Origin of the sequence: Streptomyces sp. NBC_01477 (assembly GCF_036227245.1) — a bacterium.
Classification (GTDB): Bacteria; Actinomycetota; Actinomycetes; order Streptomycetales; family Streptomycetaceae; genus Actinacidiphila.
Genome location: NZ_CP109445.1, coordinates 8,068,130 through 8,086,013, shown reverse-complemented (window position 1 = coordinate 8,086,013; position 17,884 = coordinate 8,068,130). Strand labels below are relative to the sequence as shown.

15 protein-coding genes are annotated in these 17,884 nt (G+C 72.1%); 7 read left to right on the top strand and 8 right to left on the bottom strand.

Annotated features, from left to right (window positions below; genetic code table 11):
- Positions 1–107: 107 nt before the first annotated feature.
- Complete coding sequence (locus tag OHA86_RS34480) at positions 108–1,139, top strand: hypothetical protein (RefSeq protein WP_329181707.1); 1,032 nt, start codon at positions 108–110, stop codon at positions 1,137–1,139.
- Positions 1,140–1,272: 133 nt separating this feature from the next.
- Here OHA86_RS34480 and OHA86_RS34475 read toward each other — a convergent pair whose 3' ends face one another.
- The gene (locus tag OHA86_RS34475) at positions 1,273–1,494 is read right to left on the bottom strand and encodes a hypothetical protein (protein ID WP_329181706.1); all 222 of its coding nucleotides are present in this window, start codon (positions 1,492–1,494) and stop codon (positions 1,273–1,275) included.
- Between the two features lie 272 nt (positions 1,495–1,766).
- Between OHA86_RS34475 and OHA86_RS34470 the strand changes: the two genes are divergently transcribed.
- Both OHA86_RS34470 and OHA86_RS34465 read left to right on the top strand, forming a co-directional pair.
- Positions 1,767–2,672, top strand: coding sequence for a TIGR03619 family F420-dependent LLM class oxidoreductase (locus OHA86_RS34470; RefSeq protein WP_329181705.1), 906 nt, complete (start codon positions 1,767–1,769; stop codon positions 2,670–2,672).
- A 133-nt stretch (positions 2,673–2,805) separates the two neighbouring features.
- On the top strand, positions 2,806–4,005 hold the full coding sequence (locus tag OHA86_RS34465) for an MFS transporter (protein ID WP_329181704.1): 1,200 nt from the start codon (positions 2,806–2,808) through the stop codon (positions 4,003–4,005).
- A gap of 83 nt (positions 4,006–4,088) precedes the next feature.
- Here the strand turns inward: OHA86_RS34465 and OHA86_RS34460 are convergent, their stop codons facing one another.
- Positions 4,089–4,853, bottom strand: a complete 765-nt coding sequence (locus tag OHA86_RS34460; protein ID WP_329181702.1) for an SDR family NAD(P)-dependent oxidoreductase — start codon at positions 4,851–4,853, stop codon at positions 4,089–4,091.
- 244 nt (positions 4,854–5,097) lie between these two features.
- A complete protein-coding gene (locus tag OHA86_RS34455; RefSeq protein ID WP_329181700.1) occupies positions 5,098–6,714 on the bottom strand; it encodes an ADP-ribosyltransferase domain-containing protein in 1,617 nt (538 codons plus the stop codon).
- 273 nt (positions 6,715–6,987) lie between these two features.
- Between OHA86_RS34455 and OHA86_RS34450 the strand changes: the two genes are divergently transcribed.
- On the top strand, positions 6,988–7,665 hold the full coding sequence (locus OHA86_RS34450; RefSeq protein ID WP_329181698.1) for a macro domain-containing protein: 678 nt from the start codon (positions 6,988–6,990) through the stop codon (positions 7,663–7,665).
- A 65-nt stretch (positions 7,666–7,730) separates the two neighbouring features.
- On the opposite strand, the gene OHA86_RS34445 is transcribed toward OHA86_RS34450, so the two are convergent.
- The gene (locus OHA86_RS34445; protein ID WP_443072040.1) at positions 7,731–9,362 is read right to left on the bottom strand and encodes a CHASE3 domain-containing protein; all 1,632 of its coding nucleotides are present in this window, start codon (positions 9,360–9,362) and stop codon (positions 7,731–7,733) included.
- 283 nt (positions 9,363–9,645) lie between these two features.
- On the opposite strand from OHA86_RS34445, the gene OHA86_RS34440 reads away from it, so the two are divergent.
- On the top strand, positions 9,646–10,434 hold the full coding sequence (locus tag OHA86_RS34440; RefSeq protein WP_329181694.1) for a response regulator: 789 nt from the start codon (positions 9,646–9,648) through the stop codon (positions 10,432–10,434).
- Between the two features lie 133 nt (positions 10,435–10,567).
- Here OHA86_RS34440 and OHA86_RS34435 read toward each other — a convergent pair whose 3' ends face one another.
- Entirely contained in the window at positions 10,568–11,041 is a 474-nt protein-coding gene (locus OHA86_RS34435) for a carboxymuconolactone decarboxylase family protein (RefSeq protein WP_329181693.1), read from the bottom strand.
- A 154-nt stretch (positions 11,042–11,195) separates the two neighbouring features.
- On the opposite strand from OHA86_RS34435, the gene OHA86_RS34430 reads away from it, so the two are divergent.
- The gene (locus OHA86_RS34430; protein WP_329181692.1) at positions 11,196–11,921 is read left to right on the top strand and encodes a carbon-nitrogen hydrolase family protein; all 726 of its coding nucleotides are present in this window, start codon (positions 11,196–11,198) and stop codon (positions 11,919–11,921) included.
- Positions 11,922–12,033: 112 nt separating this feature from the next.
- The gene (locus OHA86_RS34425) at positions 12,034–12,336 is read left to right on the top strand and encodes a hypothetical protein (protein WP_329181690.1); all 303 of its coding nucleotides are present in this window, start codon (positions 12,034–12,036) and stop codon (positions 12,334–12,336) included.
- A 97-nt stretch (positions 12,337–12,433) separates the two neighbouring features.
- Here OHA86_RS34425 and OHA86_RS34420 read toward each other — a convergent pair whose 3' ends face one another.
- From OHA86_RS34420 to OHA86_RS34410, 3 genes are all read right to left on the bottom strand, one after another.
- Positions 12,434–13,711, bottom strand: coding sequence for a peptide ligase PGM1-related protein (locus OHA86_RS34420; protein WP_329181688.1), 1,278 nt, complete (start codon positions 13,709–13,711; stop codon positions 12,434–12,436).
- 159 nt (positions 13,712–13,870) lie between these two features.
- Positions 13,871–16,150, bottom strand: a complete 2,280-nt coding sequence (locus OHA86_RS34415) for a catalase (RefSeq protein WP_329181686.1) — start codon at positions 16,148–16,150, stop codon at positions 13,871–13,873.
- Between the two features lie 190 nt (positions 16,151–16,340).
- Entirely contained in the window at positions 16,341–17,819 is a 1,479-nt protein-coding gene (locus OHA86_RS34410; RefSeq protein ID WP_443071938.1) for an MFS transporter, read from the bottom strand.
- Positions 17,820–17,884: the final 65 nt, after the last annotated feature.

Sequence of the window (17,884 nt, the reverse complement as noted above, 5' to 3'; positions counted from 1 at the left end):
CACGTGGTACCGCTCGAAGCCGGGGTGCGCGCCGCGTATCGCCCGACGGCGCCATGGAAGCTTTTACGGTGTGCCGGTCACTCGGCCGGCTGTCTAAGGTCGCCGACATGACGAGAACCACCCCGCCGCGCCCGCTCGACGTCGAGGCGCTGTTCCCGGAACTGGGCGCGTACAAAGGCACGACGACGCGGCTCCACCCGCGGCCGGGCGACCCGGGCGCATCGGAGAGTTCCGTGGGCGGCCCGATGCTGTGGCCGGCGGACGAGCCGTGGCCGGTGTGCAGCGAAGCCCACAGCAGCGGGCGCGGGCGGCGGCCTGCGGACATCCACCGGGAACGGGACGTCCTGGCCCGTGTCTGGACCCGCGAACTGGCGGGACTCACCAGCGACGAACGGCGGCTCGTGGACGAGTTGCAGTGCAGTCTTCGGAAGCCCGGTACGGACCCGGTGCCACTGGTCGGCGTCGCACAGCTGTACCGGCGGGACATCCCGGACCTGCCGGCCGGACCCGAGGGCTGCGACCTGCTCCAGGTGTTCTGGTGCCCCTTCGACGTCCACGGCCCGGGCAGCTACGCGTTGCTGCCGCATCTGCGCTGGCGCAGGTCCGCGGAGGTCGGCGAGGTACTCGCGCCGGCACCGCAGCCGCAAGTGATCGGCTACGACGGGTACGTGCCCGAGCCCTGCGTCTTGCACCCGGAGCAGGTCGCCACCTACCCCTTCGCCGGTCTGCTCCCCGAGGAGCTGTCCGCTCGGATCGATTCCTGGGAGCAGGCCTTGGCGGAAGAAGAAGCCGCGCGGTGCGAGGAGGACGAGGGCGGGGCAGGGTCGGTCGGCTACCAGTACGACCTGTCCATCCCGCCCGGCTGGCGCGTCGGAGGATTCGCCTCCTGGCATGTGACCGACCCGGCCCCGATGGACTGCCCGGCATGCTCGGCCCCGATGGAGGTCCTGCTGACCATCGACAGCTCCGAGTGGGACGGCGGCAGCGGCAGTTGGAAGCCGCTCGAAGACCGGAAACCCCACCCGTACCCGTTCTCCTTCGCCACACCGACCAAGATCCGGGTGGGCCGGGACGGTGAGCTCAACGGCTTTGCCTGCCCCGCCGATCCGGCGCACCCGTACCGGTGGAGCCTCCAGTAGACCGTCGGGCGGCCGGAGGCGGTGGTGGACACGGCCGTGGTGGTGCGGGTGCGGGGATCGCAGTGACGAGGGCCACCCGGCGCGGCGGCGAGGGCGGGCGGCCTGGCCGGGTGGCCTGTACATACGCCGCCGGTCACCGCTTCGGCCGACCGCTGGTCGTGGGTTCCGGGTTGGTGGTGCAGCCGCCGCGGCGGCAGTCAGGGTTGGGGCAGGACATGTTCCCTCCTCTCGGATGCTGCAGGAGCGCGGCTTCGACGTCTTTGCGGGCGGTGTCCATCAGTGGTTGCCCGGCGAACCGCGAGGTCAGGGCCTCCAGGTCGGCGGCGCGCTCCACCTGGCTCAGTGGATGCGCCAACAGACTCCTGCATCGTGTACCCCGTCCTGCGCATTCCTTGCCTCATCAATTCACCGCGCACCAGAGCGGTTTCCGCACGCCGGGTCCGCTCCCGGGCGGAATGGCCGGCCGCCGGCCGCTGCCGGCCGGGCCGATGACGCGGGCGCGGGCGCGGGCGGCTGAAGCGGCCTCTCTAAACTGGCTGCGTTGCTTCGGCCGGTGGGATGCGGCGTGCTACCCGCTTCCGCGGACCGGGGCGACGTCATGTCCGCGCTTTCCCACAGGAGCAGAAGATGACCATGCACGTCGGATTCGCGCTTCCGTATCTGAACCATGTGGCCCATGAGGTCTCGCGCACGGCCGAGTTCGCCCGCGAGGCGGAGAAGGCGGGGGCGGCGAGCCTCTGGGTCGGCGACCGCAACTTCGCCGCAGTGAATCCCAAGGTCGGTGCCGGGGGCTTCGGTTCGACCATCCCGGTCGAATACCGCACGGCCGCCGACCCGTTCGTGGTGCTGGGTGTGGCCGCCGCGGCCACCGAGCGGGTCAAGCTCGGCTCGCACGTCCTGATCGCACCGGTCTACCCGCCCGCGCAACTGGCCAGGAGCCTGACCACGATCGACCGGATCAGCAAGGGGCGCCTGCTGCCCGGTTTCGGCATCGGCTGGTCCCCCGAGGAGTTCGAGGGCGCGAACCTCGACTTCCGCCGGCGCGGCGCGCGGATGGACGAACTGCTGGACGCGCTGGAGCTGCTGTGGACGCAGGACCCGGTGGAATACCACGGCAAGCACATCGAACTGCCGCTGCAGTACGCCCCGCTGAAGCCGGTTCACAAGCCGCGCCCGCCCATCTACATCGGCGGACTCGCCGGCGCCGCGCTCAAGCGGGTCGGAGAGCGCGCCGACGGCTGGCTGCCGGCGTTCGCCGTACCGGACTTCGTCGACGTGGAAACGGTGCTGGCCCAGCGCGCGCAGATCGACGCCTACGCCACCGAGGCCGGACGTGATCCCGCGGACATCGACACGATCATGCGCGTCAACCCCTCCCCCGGAGTCCCGTTCCAGCAGACCGCCGACGTCATCAAGCGGACGGCCGAGCGCACGGGTATCGATCACTTCATGGTCGAGTACATGTCGCTGCCCGATGTCGACGCCTCGCTCCAGATGGTCACGGAGATCCTGGCGCTGATCGAACGCGGCTGATCCGGGCGCGGCCCGTCCGTACGCAGCTGATCCGTAGGCGGCTGATCCGGGCGCGCGAGCGTGGCCTCGGCAGTGCACTGACACACCCCCGTCGCGCGCCAGGACAGGGGCGAGCGTCGCTTAGGGTGCGCACATGACGACTGGCAGTGCGGGAGAGCGTCAGGCGCGGCCGTGGTACGTCGTCGCCGCGGTGGTGTTCGCCGTGGTCATGGCCGGGACCACGCTCCCGACACCGCTGTACGGGCTCTACCGTGAGGAGATCGGCTTCTCCGAATTCCTCGTGACGGTGGTATTCGCGGTCTACGCCGGCGGCGTTATCACCGCGCTTCTCGTCGCGGGGAATTTCTCCGACATCCTGGGCCGGCGTCCGGTGCTCCTGACCGGTCTGGCGCTTTCCATGCTGAGTGCGGTCTGCTTCGTCTTCGAAGGCGGATTGCCGCTGCTCTTCATCGGACGCCTGCTCTCGGGTTTCGCCGCGGGGCTCTTCAGCGGCGGCGCCACGGCCGCCGTCACCGAACTGGCGCCCCCGGGGCAGCAGGGGCGGGCGGCGCTCACCGCGACGGCCGCCAACATGGGCGGCCTGGGGTGCGGGCCGCTGATCGCCGGGCTGCTGGCGCAGTACGAACCCCACCCGCTGCGGTTGCCCTTCCTGGTCCACCTGGCGCTGCTCGTCCTGGCGAGCGGCGTCATCTGGGCGATGCCGGAGACCGTGGCCGTCCGCTACCCGAGACCGCCGCTGCGCCCGCAGGGCATGGTGGTGCCACACGAGGCGCGCCGCGTGTTCGTCCCGGCGGCTCTGTCGGCCTTCGCCGGCTTCTCCCTGCTCGGCCTGTTCACCGCCGTGGCGCCGGCCTTCGTCGCCACCTACTTGGACGTGGACAATCTCGCTGTCTCCGGTGTGATCGTCCTCTCGGTCTTCCTCGCCTCGATGGCAGGGCAGATGCTGATGGGCCGTACGGGGGCGGTGCGCGCGCTGCCGCTGGGCTGCGCCGTCCTGACGGTGGGGCTGGTCCTCATCGGCTGCGCGCTGCTCGCCGAGTCGCTGGCCGTGCTCATCGCGGGCGGGGTGGTCAGCGGCCTCGGCCAAGGGCTGGCCTTCCGCGCGTCGGTGGCCAACGTGAGCCGGGTCGCCCCCGCGGGGCAGCGCGGCGGCACCATCTCGGCGCTGTTCGTCGCCGCCTACGTCGGCATCTCGGTGCCGGTGGTGGGCATCGGCGCGGTGGCGGTCGCCGTGGGCCTGCGCACCGCGGGGCTGATCTTCGTGGCCTGCGTGATCGTCCTGTCGACCGCGGTGGCCGCCTACTTGGTACGCCGCCCCATGCCGGCGGCGTGACATGCGCGCCTCCGCGTCGGCGGGGTGACGCCCGCTCCCCCGCCGCGGCGGCCACGCCGGACGCCGCGTACGGCGGGTGTCCGTCAGCCGGCGATGACGGCGGCGGTGGTACGGCCGCCGTCGACGTCGAGCACGATGCCGTGCACGAACGAGGACTCGTCACCGGCCAGATACACGGCGGCGTGCGCGACGGCCTCGGGGGTGCCCATCCGGCCCGCCGGGGTGCCCTTCATCATGACCTCGGCGGGGTGGGCCTCGCCCGGCGCCGAGGTCTGCACCACGCCGGGGGAGATCGCGTTCACCCGGACGCCCCGCGGCCCGAACTCCGCCGCCCAGGCCCGGGTCAGCGTCTCCACGGCGCCCTTGGTGGAGCTGTAGAGGGCGCCGATCGGAATGCCGAGGCGGGCGACCCAGGAGCCCAGGTTGATGATCGCCCCGCCGCCGGCCTCCACCATGGCGGGTGCGACGGTCGCGGTCAGGAAGAACGGGGCCTTCACGTTCACGGCGTAGACCTGGTCGAAGGTCTTCTCGTCGGTGGCCGCCGTGGTGTCGCCGGGGTAGATGCCCGCGTTGTTGACCAGGACGTCGATCCGGCCGCCGAGCACCCGGGTCGCCTCCTGGGCCAGTGCCCGCGAGGCGGCGGCGCTGCCGTCCAGGTCGGCGGGTACGAAGTCGGCGCGGCCACCGCGTGCGCGGATCGCGTCGACGACCTCCTTGCCCCGCGCGGCACTGCGGCCGGAGACGGCGACGTGCGCTCCCTCGGCGGCGAAGGCCTCCGCGACCGCCCGTCCGATGTTGCTGGTCGCACCGGTCACCAGCGCGGTCCTGCCCGCGAGCCGCTTCGACATGATCCACTCCATTGCTCGACTCTCCGACGCGCGCCCGAACAGCGGAACCGCACACCGCCGTCGGCCGGACGGGGCGCAGGAAAGCCGGGGCGCAGCTGCCACTGTAAGAGGGGCAAATTGGACTCGCACGTCCAGAAATCAGGAGCCCCGCGAGGAGCGCGCGGGGACGATGGCGCGCGCCTTTCGGCCGGTCGCGGTACGCCGGACGGTGCCCCTGTGCGCGCGGGCGCCGTCCGGCGGGCGCTCAGGACACGAGGGTCTGCTCCTCCAGCTCGGTCAGCGTCACGGTGCACAGTCCGCCGCGCTCGCTGCGTACGTCCGTCACCTTGAGCTGGGTGCCCGGCAGAAGGATGTACTCCTCCTCGCCGGTGAAGGCGGAGAACTTCTGGATGCCGGTGGCCCGGACGGGGTGCACCTCGAACAGCGTCCGCTTGCCGCGGCTACCGAGGAAGGCCCGTGCCACGCCGAGCTTCGACGTGCACGAGGACACGCCCCACCAGGTGACGGTCCGTCCGAGCGGGTATTGCGCGCGCAGGTCGAGCGACACCCCGCGCCACAGCGGCTCGGTGCGGGCGGGAAGCTGCGAGACCGCCGAGAACAGCAGCCGCAGGTAAGGGAGGTACGGGATGACCCTGGTCCGGTCCGGGGCGCGCAGGATGGCGTTGATCTCCCGGTAGAACGCCGACTCGCAGGTGTAGAGGTGGAGGGCGGCGATCGCTTCGGCGGACAGGCCGCCGGCCGCCTCGTCCGCGCGCCGCTTGCCGAACTCGTGCGACAGGCCGACGTGCCGGTCAAGACCGGCCAGCAGCTCGGCGACGGGGCCCACCGCGTCGCGGAAGTCCATGAGCGGGGTGTCGAACACACCGGTGATCGCGGGAAGGACGAGGCCCTCGTCCTTCACACCGGCCAGTCGTTCCAGGTACAGCTGGTGCAGCTCCATCGTGGACGCGATGAACGCGCCCATGCGCTCGGCGGTGCCGCTGTCCGTACCGCCGGTTTCCGTGGCGTGCGTGTTCCAGCCCGTGCTCGGGAGCCAGTCGACGTGGTCCGCGCCGAGCGAGGCGAGGGCCTCGTTCACCATCGCGAAGTGGTCGCCGTCGCAGAAGACGTCGCCCTGCGCGGCGGGATTGGGGTGGTCGATATGCCGGACCTCGACCCCGGGATACTTCTTCTGGAGCCGGAGGACGACCTTCTTCAGGTTGCGCGCGTGCGCCCCCCACCAGGCGAAGACCACACCGCGGTCCTCCTCGTCGGCGTCCTGCTTGGCCCTGAGGATCTCCTCGACGATCCGTTCGGCTACCGGCCGCCAGAAGGCGGTGTGCCGGTCGGGTCCCGCCGCTCCGTCGCTGCGGGCGGTGAGCGCCGCGTTCAGCAGCAGCACGCCCTGGGTGAGCATCGCCTGGAACCACTCCGGCGGCTGGACGGTGTCCTGCTTCCTCAGCAGCGCGCGTACGTCGGCGATCGGGGTCTTCTTCGGGATGCCGTACTTCCACATCGCCGCCGCCTTGATGATGCAGCGGATGCTGACGACCCTGCCGAACTGGCTGTCCGTCCAGTCGTGGAAGGTGTTGTCGAACATCGCGATGCCGGTGGCGCTCTCCGGCCGGGGGTACGGGTTCTGGCCGAAGACGACGACCTTCCACTTGTGCGGCGCGTGGGGCTTGAGCGCCTGGAAGGTCAGCTCGCGGACGGGGACGACCTCCGGGCCGCGCCCCGGGCCTATGAACGCGGCCGCGTCGGGCTGCGCCTCGATGACCGGCTTGAGCAGCGGAAGCCACGGTTCGCCGCCGCCTTCGAAGAGTTCCGCGAGAGCCAGCGGGTCGTTCGGGTCGGGCGCGGCGGGGGCGGTGGTGTCGCTCATGGTGGAGGATCTCCGAATTGTCGAACCGTGCTGATGGAGGGCAGGACCGGCGGGTCGTCGATGCGCCGCCCGCCCTCACCTTCATACCGGCCGGGTGTGACAGCCACCGGTCCGGTTCACGCTTCAACCACCGCGCCCCCGAACGTACTTCGGCCACGCTGACGGCGGGTCAGGGTGCACGCTCGCGCCCGGCACGGGACGGCGGCCGCGTTGTCAGTGGTGCGCGCTAGCGTCGTGATCGACAAGAGGGACGTTTCTCGATCGGAGTGGGCCATGACCGAAGACCGCGTGCAGCCGCCGCTCAGGGTGGTGCTGGCCGACGTCAACACGACCGTGGTGGAGTCCTGGCGGGCGGCGTTCGCCGACACCCCCGAGGTCGAGATCCGCGCCGGCTCGATAGTCGACGAGGACGTCGACGCCTGGGTCAGTCCCACCAATTCCCGCGGCCGGATGGACGGCGGCGTCGACGCGGTCATCAAGCGGCACCTCGGCGCGGGCATCCAGCTGCGCGTGCAGCGGGCGATCCGGAGCCGGTTCGGCGGACGGCTCCCGGTCGGAAGCGCGGTGTGCGTCCCGTCAGGGGCGGTCACCCCGAAGTTCCTGATCTCGGCCCCGACGATGGAGGAGTCCGCTCAGAACGTGAGCGAGACCCTGAATGTCGCTCTGGCGTGCGCCGCCGCCTTCCAGGCGATCCACCGACAGAACGGGGAGGCACCGGGCAGCATCACCTCGGTGGCGCTGGTCGGCATGGGCGCCAGGACCGGCCGGGTGCCTGCGCGGGTGTGCGCCAACCTGATGTGGACCGGCTACACGCTCTTCAACGACTACTCGTTCGAGGACGACGACGACCTGCGCCGCACGATCGTCGCGCAGCTCGACGACCTCGACAAAGCGCCCGACACGGAGCGGGTACGCATAGCGCCACCGGTGCGCCGCAACTCCCGTCGCTGACCGGGGCTTTCACCGCGGGGCGCCACCGCCGCTCCCGGCACGGAGCCGGCCGCCGGCGCGGAGGGTCAGAGCGCCGGTCCGGCCTGCCCGCTACCGCCGGGAGAAGCGGGCGCCTGACCGGCCGCGTCGGATTCCGGAACGTGTCGACCGTCTGACTCGGCAGCGGCGGTCGGCCCTGGGACCTGGGGCGGGTCGGCGGGGAGGGTGAAGACGATCCGGGCGCCACCGGTGTGGCCGGGGTCGACGCCGATCGTGCCGCCGTGGAATTCGACCACCTTCTTGCACATGGCCAGCCCGATGCCGTTGCCGGGATAGGTCTCGCGGGTGTGCAGGCGCTGGAAGATCACGAAGACGCGCTCGGCGAACTCGGCCTCGATGCCGATGCCGTTGTCGGTGAAGGCGAAGTGCCACAGGTCGCCGTCCCGCTCGCAGGCCAGGTGGATGCGCGGGGCGCGTTCGTCGGACCGGAATTTGACGGCGTTGCTGATCAGGTTCTGCAGGAGCATGCCGAGCTGGGTCTTGTCGCCGGTCACCGTGGGGAGCCGGTCGTGGGTGAGGACCGCGCCGGTCTCCGCGATGCCGACGCTCAGCGCGGCCTCGGTGGCCCCCCACACCTCGTTGAGGTCGACCAGGGCGTAGTCGTTGTGGACCCGGCCGACGCGGGAGAAGGCGAGCAGGTCGTTGATGAGGGTCTGCATACGGTTCGCGCCGTCGACCGCGTAGTCGATGTACTGGCCGGCCCGTTCGTCGAGCTGGTCCGCGTAGCGGCGCTGGAGGAGCTGGCAGAAGCTCGCGACCTTGCGCAGCGGCTCCTGGAGGTCGTGGGAGGCGACGTAGGCGAACTGCTCCAGCTCGGCGTTGGAGCGCGCCAGGTCGATGGCGTGGGCGCCGATCGCCTCGCGGGCCTCCTTGCTGCTGGACAGTTCCCTGGCCAGCCGCCCGCGCATGGCCTCCACATCGCGGGCCAGCGCGCGCAGGTCGGCCGGGCCGACGCTGTCGATGGGGTGCTCGAAGTCGCCGTCCGCCACCGCCCGCGCCTGCCGTGCCAGCCGCTCCAGGGGCCGGTTGACCCCGCGGCGCAGGGCGAAGAAGACCAGCACCGCGAGGGCGAGGATGACCAGCGCGATCGCGGAGAAGATCCAGTTGCGCATATGGCGGGTGTGCTTCAGGTCGGCCCGGGCGGCGTCGCTGCGCTGCTCCAGATGGTGCTGCTGGGTCAGCAGAGCGGCCCGCAGCGCGTCGAACTCCGCCTTGCCCTTGCCGGGCTGGGACAGCGACGCGGGGACCGGCCGGCCCGGCGGGCTGGCGGCGATGGGCTCGGCCACATCGGTCCGCCAGCGCGCGGCCCGGGCCACGACCAGGTCCAGGTCGGCCGACGCGGTGCGGTCGCCGGCCACCAGGTCGCGGAGCTCGGCCACCGCGTCCTTCTGCTGGGTCAGCCCCTGGGTGTAAGGCTGGAGGAACTGGACCTGCCCGGAGAGGGCGTAGCCGCGGGTGCCGGTCTCCTGGTTGATCAGCGCCGCCTCCAGGAGCGCGGCCTCGGTCAGCGCGGGGCTGCTGTGGTCGACCAGCTGGTCGGTGACCGTCCCTGAGTGCCGGAAGAACCCCGCCACCAGGGCCGAGAGCACCAGCAGGACCAGCAGCGCTCCCGACACGCCGACCGTCAGCCAGCGCGAGGTGGTCCACCGGCCCTCCATGGCGCGCGGGGCGGTACGCGGCGCACCGCCGGGGGCAGCGGGGTGACCGGGGTCGGCCGGGGCGCCGGGGGCAGCAGGGCCGCCGCCCTCCGCCATGCCGCGGACGGGCCCCTGCAACTGCGGCTGGGTGGACACCACTGCCTCCAAGTCGTCGGAAGCCGCAAGCTCCCGTGAACGAACACCGTGCGACAAGCACCGCACCTGGTGCACGCGGCGAAAGCCTACCCCCCGCGACAACCCTGGTTGTCGCCTCCGGGGTGGATGGGTGCGTAAGGTGACCCCCATGGCCATCGATGAGCGGTCCCGACCGCGGGAGGAGTCGCTGCGGCGGGCACACGACGCTCTGGACGGCCTCGTCCGCGAGCTGGCCTCGGAACCGGCTCCCGCCCCGGCCGGCGCCGACGATCCCGCGGGCGCGCTGGCGAACGCGCTGGAGCGGCTGGCCGCCCTCGCCGTACTCCACGACGCGCTCCAGTCCCAGGTGCTCCAGGCCGCCAGGGACGCGGCCGCCGAGGGGGCCAACTACGCCCAGCTCGGCGCCGCCTGGAACATCACCCGGCAGGGCGCGCGCAAGCGCTGGCCCGGCCTGGTCTTCTCCCGCACCCCTGCGCACCACCCGCCGCAAGGAGACCCCATGGAAACGACCGCACCCGAGCGCTCCTACACCGTGCTGCTCGTCGAGGACGACGACGCCGACGCGCTGCTGATCGAGGAGGCGCTGCTCGAACGCGGCACAGCGCGCGCCGTGCAGCGCGCGACCGATGGCATCTCCGCGCTCGCCCACCTGCGCGACCCGGCCAACCCCCGTCCCGACCTGCTCGTGCTGGACCTGAACATGCCGCGGATGAACGGCCGGGAACTGCTGGCCGTACTCAAGACCGACCCGGTCCTCGCGACCGTCCCGGTCGTGGTGCTCACCACCTCCTCGGCGCCCGACGACATCACCAGCGCCTATCGCGAGCACGCCAACGCGTACGTCACCAAGCCGGTCAACCTCGACGACTTCAACCGCGCCGTCCAGGGCATCGACGACTTCTTCCTCGACACGGTCGTCCACCCCGACCGCCCCTGAACCGCGGCGACCGCGGACGGACGGCACACCTCGACCGCGGCTGAGCGGTGGCCGCGTTACGTACGCGGCGGGCGGGCGTGTCCGGACGCCGGGGTCCGGCGGCCGGACACGCCCGGACCGGATCCGGCCGGTGTCAGCCGAACTGGCCGGGCTGGTAGTCGCCGGCCGGCTGCTGGATCATGACGTTCATCCGGTTGAAGGCGTTGATGACGGCGATCATCCCGACCATGGCGGAGAGCTGCTCCTCGTCGTAGTGCTTGGCGGCGTTCTCCCACACCTCGTCGGGGACGCCGCCGGAGGCGTCGGCGATCCGGGTGCCCTGCTCGGTCAGCTCCAGGGCGGCGCGCTCGGCGTCGGTGTAGACGGTGGCCTCGCGCCAGGCCGCGACCAGGCTGAGGCGGAGCGGGGTCTCGCCGGCCTTCGCCGCCTCCTTGTGGTGCATGTCGAGGCAGAAGCCGCAGCCGTTGATCTGGCTGGCTCGGATCTTCATCAGCTCCTGCGTCGTGGACGGCACCGACAGGCCGCTGAGCACTTTGCCTGCGGCGGTGATGTGCTTCAGGGCCGAGGCCACGGCAGGGCTGGCGAGGATGTTCAGGCGAGCGTTCATGGTGGTGTCCTTGCCTTGTGCTGGTGGTGACACCTCTATGACAGCCCGACTCGGGAGTATGTGACGGGAATGTGTGTGATGTCCATTTCAAGCGCGGGGAGCCCCGCCGCGGCGGTGAAAAAACGACGGAAGGGCCGGGCGGCCGTCGCATAAAATGATCGCTGTTCTCGGCGAGGGGGGGTTCGTGGTGGAGCGGTCGTTGAGCATCGCGGTGGCGCAGCCGAGGTGTACGGATCACGATGTGGCGGCCAACGCGGTGGCGCACGCGGAGGCGGTCCTGGCGGCGGACGCGCGGGTGGTGGTGTTCCCCGAGATGTCGCTGACGGGATACCGCCTGGACGCGGTGCCGGTCTTCCCGGACGACGAACGGCTGGCCCCGATCGTGGCCGCCTGTGCCGGGACCGGGACGCTCGCCCTGGTCGGCGCGCCGGTGCCGGGACCGCACATCGGCGTCCTGGCGGTGGACGCGGACGGTGCGCGCGTGGTGTACGGGAAGGTCCACCTGCACGGCAGCGAGGCCGACCGCTTCGTTCCCGGCGAGCCCGCCGTGATCGACGTGGACGGGTGGCGGCTGGGGCTCGCCGTCTGCCGCGACACCGGAGTGCCCGACCATGCCGCGAAGACGGCCGCCCTGGGCATCGACGGCTACCTGGCCGGTGTCGTCCACGCCGATCACGAGGCCGAGCTGCACGCTGAGCGCGCCCGCCGGGTCGCCGCGGACCACGGGGTGTGGGTCGCCACGGCCGCTTTCGCGGGGCCGACCGGCGGCGGCTTCGACCGTACGTCCGGCGGTTCGGGCATCTGGTCCGCCGACGGTGCGCTGATCGCCGGGGCGGGCGCCGCCCCCGACGAGATCGCCCGGGCGGTCTTCACCAGGTGAGCCCACCCCCGGCGGACGCGGGGGACCGCCGGGAGCGGTGCTCCCCTCGCAGGAGGGGTGGTCCGGGAGGAACAGCGTACTGAGCAGCCGTCAGCTGGGTAGACGCCCCGGCATGACGCAGCCTGCGAGCGCCCCCAGCCCCCGACCGGCCGTGACCACCGGTGAGCCCAACCCGGGCACCCGCCGCTGGGGTCAGCGCCTCTACGTCCTCGGCGCCCTCGTCTACGTCGCCGGCATCGCCATCGCCCTGCTCGCCGGTCACCCCAGCGGCCGGGCCGTCGCCTGGACCATCGCCTGGGCCGCGATCATGTTCGGATCCGGCGGCGCCGCACTCCTGCTCCTTCGCCGCCACAAAGCCGCCAAAGCCGCCAGTGAGGCCGAGCGGGCCGACCAGGCCGACCGTATGACCGGCTGACCCCGGGGCGGCAGATCACGCGGACCGTCCGGCGCCCGCCACGGCCCCGCGCACCCCAGGACCCCCGGACCGACCCGCACACCGCCCCCCGTCAGGCTCAGCTGCCGTCGTCATGCCCCAGAGCCGCGGTCAGCCGGACCTCCACCTCGGTCAGCCGACCGTGGTCGGCGGCGAAAGCGGCGTATCGCCAGTCGGTGCCGTTCGCGGGGGCGTCGGCGTAGAAAATGACGCCCTCGCCGTCGCCCGGCCGGAAGTCCAGCCCGGCTTCCGTCAGGCAGGTGACCGCCGCATCGAAGGACAGCGCGCAGGCCGCGTGGGCCGTTCCCGTGGACCAGGCAGGCGCCGGCAAGCCGGCACCGCGCAGGCGGGTGAGCATGGCGTACGCGGTGGTGGTCGCGGTGCGCCGTACGTTGCATTCCAGGGCGTAGAGGGTGCCGTCGGTGGCGCAGACCGCGTCCAGGCTGTAGGGGCCGCGGTAGCCGTCGGCCGCGAGCTGACGGCCCAGCGCACGCGTCCAGTCGGCCAGTTCGGCCCGGGTGGCTTCCGGCAGACCGCCGAGCGGTGAGCTGTAGCCGGCGAAGGAGCCGCCGTCCATGCGCATCTCACCGTCGAAGAGCACCGCGACGCGTTCCGCGGTCGTGTGGCCCTGGGCGCTGACCGCCCGCGTGTGGTCGACGTACTGCTCGACGACCCAACGGCTGCCCGGCGCTGCCGGGGGCTGCGCCGGTTCCTCGCCGCGCGCGACGAAGCGCAGGCCGTGGCCGCCGGCGGACCGGTCGGGTTTGACCACCACGCGCTCGTGCTCCGCGAGCAGGTCGCAGGTCACCGGGAAGACTTCCGCTCCGGTGCACACCCGGCCGGCCGGCAGGCGCATGCCGATGCGGCCCGCGAGAGCGCGGAAGCCGGATTTCGTGTTCAGGTCCGACACGGTCCGCAGTGTTTCCATACCCGGTCCGCCCGCCTCGAAGGCGACGAGCGGCGTGCCGAGGTCGGCGGCCAGGGCGACCGTGGCCTCGTCCAGCGCGGTGGGCAGGAGACGGGCACCCGGGCGCGCGTGGACCAGGGCGCGCAGCGGCTCCAGCAGGCCGTGCACGGCGAGCGCCTGCGCCATCGCCATGTGAGGGGCGTCGGGCACCGTGACGACGGTGACGGAGCCGTCGGGGATCCTCAGCCGCTCGAAGGCGTAGCGGCGGAAGGCGTCGCCGAGGGGCACCGGGACGACCAGGACGTCACGGGGCCGGGTGAGCCAGATCTTCCGCGGCGCCTGCTCCGACCACTGGCGCAGCACCGACGCCTCGCTCAGGTCGACCGCCAGGGGCGAGACGAAATTGGCGAGGATGACGAGTGCGCCCGCTCCCTCGTGTTCAGCGATCATGACGTGCCGCCCTCCGCACCGCTCACCGGACAGGCCCCCTTCGCGTCCGTCGTGGCCACCGTCGTCCTCCCTTCTCCGGCCCTGCCACCGGCGGCAGCCCCGTGGCGGAGGCGTGGTCCGCCGCCCGGTGCGGGCGGCGGACCCGAGGACAGGGCGCGCTCAGACGGCGGGGGTGAAGCGGTCCCAGGCGCGGTGCCGGGTCAGCAGTTCGCTGACGTGCTCCAGGACGGAGGTGGCGCTGCCCGCGGTCACCACGCCGGGGGCGTCGGCGGCGATACCGGCCGCGGTCAGCGCCTCCGTCCCGTCGGACCAGGCGCCCAGTGCCTTGCCGTGCCGGTAGGCCTCGGTGAGCAGCAGCAGGACCCGGGGGTCGATGCTCGCGGCCGCCGCCGCGCTGTCGTCCACCTTCGCGTCGCGGGCGCCGTACGTGTCGGCCCCGGGAGCGGGCGCGCCGGCGAGCAGGACCGCGTCGAATTCGGTGGACCGGGCGGTGGCGAAGGTGCGCTGCACGGCGACGGGTTCGCCGTCGGCGTCGAGTTCGCCGCCGTGCGGGGCGATGACCAGGGGGACCATGCCGGCGTCCAGTACGGCCTGGCGGACGGAGCGGACGCCGCTGAGGTCCTGGTCGCCCGCGGTGACGATGCCGATGATCCGGCCGTCCAGCGGCCAGCGACCGCCCAGCTGCGACAGCGCGGGGCTGGGCTGCGGGTCCGCGAGGGTCACGGTGGCCTCGGGCGCGGGCAGCCCGAGGCCGGTGGCGACCTGCGCGCACAGGTCGGTGTCGATGTTGGCGAGCGCGAGCAGCGCGCGTTCCTTGATCGCCGTCTCGTAGCACTTGTTCAGCTCGAAGGAGTAGGCGGCGACGATGTGCTCGCGTTCGGTGGGCGTCATGCTCAGCCAGAACAGCCGGGCCTGGCTGAAGTGGTCGTCGAAGGACGCCGCCGCCTCGCGGACCTTGCGGCTCGCGGGCACCTCGACCGGGACCTCGATGTAGGCGCCGGTGTCGGCGCCGGCCAGGAACGGGCAGCCGCCGTCGAGGGAGTTGGGATGGTACGGGGCCACGCCCCGGTGCACCGCGGTCTGGTGCATGCCGTCGCGCAGCATGTCGTTGACGGGCGCGTGGGTGCGGTTGATCGGCAGCTGGCCGAAGTTGGGGCCGCCGAGCCGGCTGATCTGCGTGTCGAGGTACGAGAAGAGGCGGCCCTGCAGCAGCGGGTCGTTGGTGACGTCGATGCCGGGCACGAGGTGGCCGACGTGGAAGGCGACCTGCTCGGTCTCGGCGAAGTAGTTCGACGGGTTGGCGTTGAGCGTCATCAGGCCGATCGGCTGGACCGGCGCCAGCTCCTCGGGCACCAGCTTGGTGGGGTCCAGCAGGTCGATGCCCTGGAACATCTGGTCCTCGGTGTCGGGGAAGGTCTGCACCCCCAGCTCCCACTGCGGGAAGGCACCGGCCTCGATCGCGTCGGCGAGGTCGCGGCGGTGGAAGTCCGGGTCCATGCCGCTGGTGATCTGGGCCTCCTCCCACACCAGGGAGTGCACGCCCAGCTTCGGCTTCCAGTGGAATTTCACCAGCGTGGTGGCACCCTGGTCGTTGACCAGCCGGAAGGTGTGGACGCCGAAGCCCTCCATCATCCGGAACGAGCGCGGGATGCCGCGGTCGGACATGTTCCACAGGGTGTGGTGGGTGGCTTCGGTGTGCAGGGTGACGAAGTCCCAGAAGGTGTCGTGCGCGCTCTGCGCCTGCGGGATCTCCCGGTCCGGATGCGGCTTGCCGGCGTGGATCACGTCGGGGAACTTGATCGCGTCCTGGATGAAGAACACCGGGATGTTGTTGCCGACCAGGTCGAAGACGCCTTCGGAGGTGGAGAACTTCGTCGCGAAGCCCCGGGTGTCGCGCACGGTGTCCGCGGAGCCGCGCGAGCCGAGCACGGTGGAGAACCGTACGAAGACCGGCGTCTCGACGTCCTTGGCCAGGAACGCCGCCTTGGTGATCTTCGCGGCGGCCCCGTAGCCCGTGAAGACGCCGTGCGCGGCGGCGCCGCGGGCGTGCACGACCCGCTCGGGGATGCGCTCGTGGTCGAAGTGGGTGATCTTCTCCCGCAGGTGGTGGTCCTGCAGCAGCACCGGCCCGCGCGGTCCGGCCTTCAGCGAGTGGTCGGTGTCGTACAGCCGCGCGCCCTGCGCTGTCGTGAGGTAGCTGCCGGCCTGCGCGACCTTGTCCTGCGAGGTCCGCGTCGGCTGGCCGGTCGGGCTGTACGTGTCGGGGCCGCGCTGGTCGGGCTTGGGCGGCAGCGGGCCGCGCGGCTCGGTCGGCTCCTCGACGGACGGCGGCACAGGGGCGGGGGCGCCCGGGATCTCGTTGCCCGGGTGGACGGCCTCCTGGACCTTCTCGACGACCTTGTCGGCGGCAGCCGTCACGGGGTTCTTCTTCTCGCTCACCAGGGTCTTCCGATCATTCGAAGGGGTGGGGCCGCCGCAGGAAAAAGCCGCGGAATGGAATAATCACGACATAACACCCTAAGTGGTACCCAGATGGGCAGCGCCTCCACACCGGCGACGCGGCATCCGGCATCCGCACGGGCTAACCGGCAGCCGCCGCGGAGCGGCTGCCCGCACCCCGCGCGCCAGGTCACGCGCTGCTCTCCTCGGCGGCGCGCGGCGCATTCGACGGGCCGGTGAAGACATCGACGAGCGCGACCACCAGGGCCAGCGCGGCCAGACCCGCCGCGGTGACCAGCCCCAGCTGGAGCCCGGAGGACCAGTCGGGGCGGGAATTGCCGACCCTGGAGAAGAAGACGGAGCCGACCGCCGCGATACCCGCCGCCGAGCCGATCCGCTGCGCGGTCTGGAGTACGCCGCCCGCGCTGCCGGCCCGCTCCACCGGGACCTCGCTGAGCGTCAGCGTCTGGTTCGGCGAGATCACGAGCCCGCTGCCGATTCCGGCGAACAGCAGCGGCAGCGCGGTCGCCAGGCCGACAGAACCGGTGCTGTCCTGATGGACGGCCAGCACCGTACCGAGCAGTCCGAGGACCACCATGCCCAGGCCCAGGGCGACCAGCGGGCGCCCGATCCGGGTGACGATCCGCCCGCCGACCGCCGCCGCGGCACCCGAGCCCACGGCGAAAGGCATGATCGACACGCCCGCCTCCAGCGCGGAGTAGTGCATCCCGTTCTGGAGGTACAGCGTCAGCACGAAGAAGATCGAGGTGAAGCCCGCGAAGTACAGCAGCGACAAGAAGACGCCGAGCCCGTACGACTGCCGATGGAAAAGGGCCAGATTCACCAGCGGTTCGTGCCGCCGCCCGTAATGGCGTTCCCAGGCCGCGAAACCGCCCAGCACGAGCAGGGCCAGCGGGATCAGCAGCCATTTCCCCAGCCCCGGCCACTCCCGCTGCTGGACGAACGGCAGGAGCAGCAGCACGGTCCCGACGCCCAGCAGCACCACGCCGACCGGATCGAGGTCGCTGCGCGTACCCGTACCCTCCCGCCGCACCCGGCCGGGCAGCAGGCGGTGCGCCAGCGGGAGCAGCACGAGGCCGATCGGCAGGTTGACGTAGAAGACCCAGCGCCAGCCCTCGTGCGAGCCGAACAGCTGGATCAGCAGTCCGCCGAGCAGCGGTCCCACCGCGGTGGACACCCCGATGGTGGCGCCGAGCAGGCCGAACGCCCGCCCGCGCGCGGCGCCCTGGAACATCTGCTGGATGAACCCGGACACCTGCGGTACGAGAATGCCGCCGGCCACGCCCTGGACGAGCCGGGCGGCCACCAGCCACGTCTCGTTCTGCGCCGCGCCGGCCAGCGCGCTGGCGGCCGTGAAGACGAGCAGTCCCACCATGAACACGCCCCGGCGGCCACGGACGTCGCCGAGCCGCCCGGACGGCACCAGGACCAGGCCGAAGGCGAGGGCGTATCCGGACAGCACCCACTGCAGGCCGCTCTGCGAGGCGCCGATGCCGCTGCGGATCGACGGCAGCGCCACATTGACGATGCTGACGTCCAGCAGGGTCATGAAACTCGCGGTCAGACAGACCGCCAGAGCGCGCCACTCGCCGGCCGAGTGCTGCCGCTCCTCCGGTGCCTTCTGCGATGTCGTACGAGTCGAGTCCACAGCTGCGCGTCCTTCCCGGGGCGGACGGGGATGCACGGCGGGCGGGTCACGGTCCGCCCGTCGCC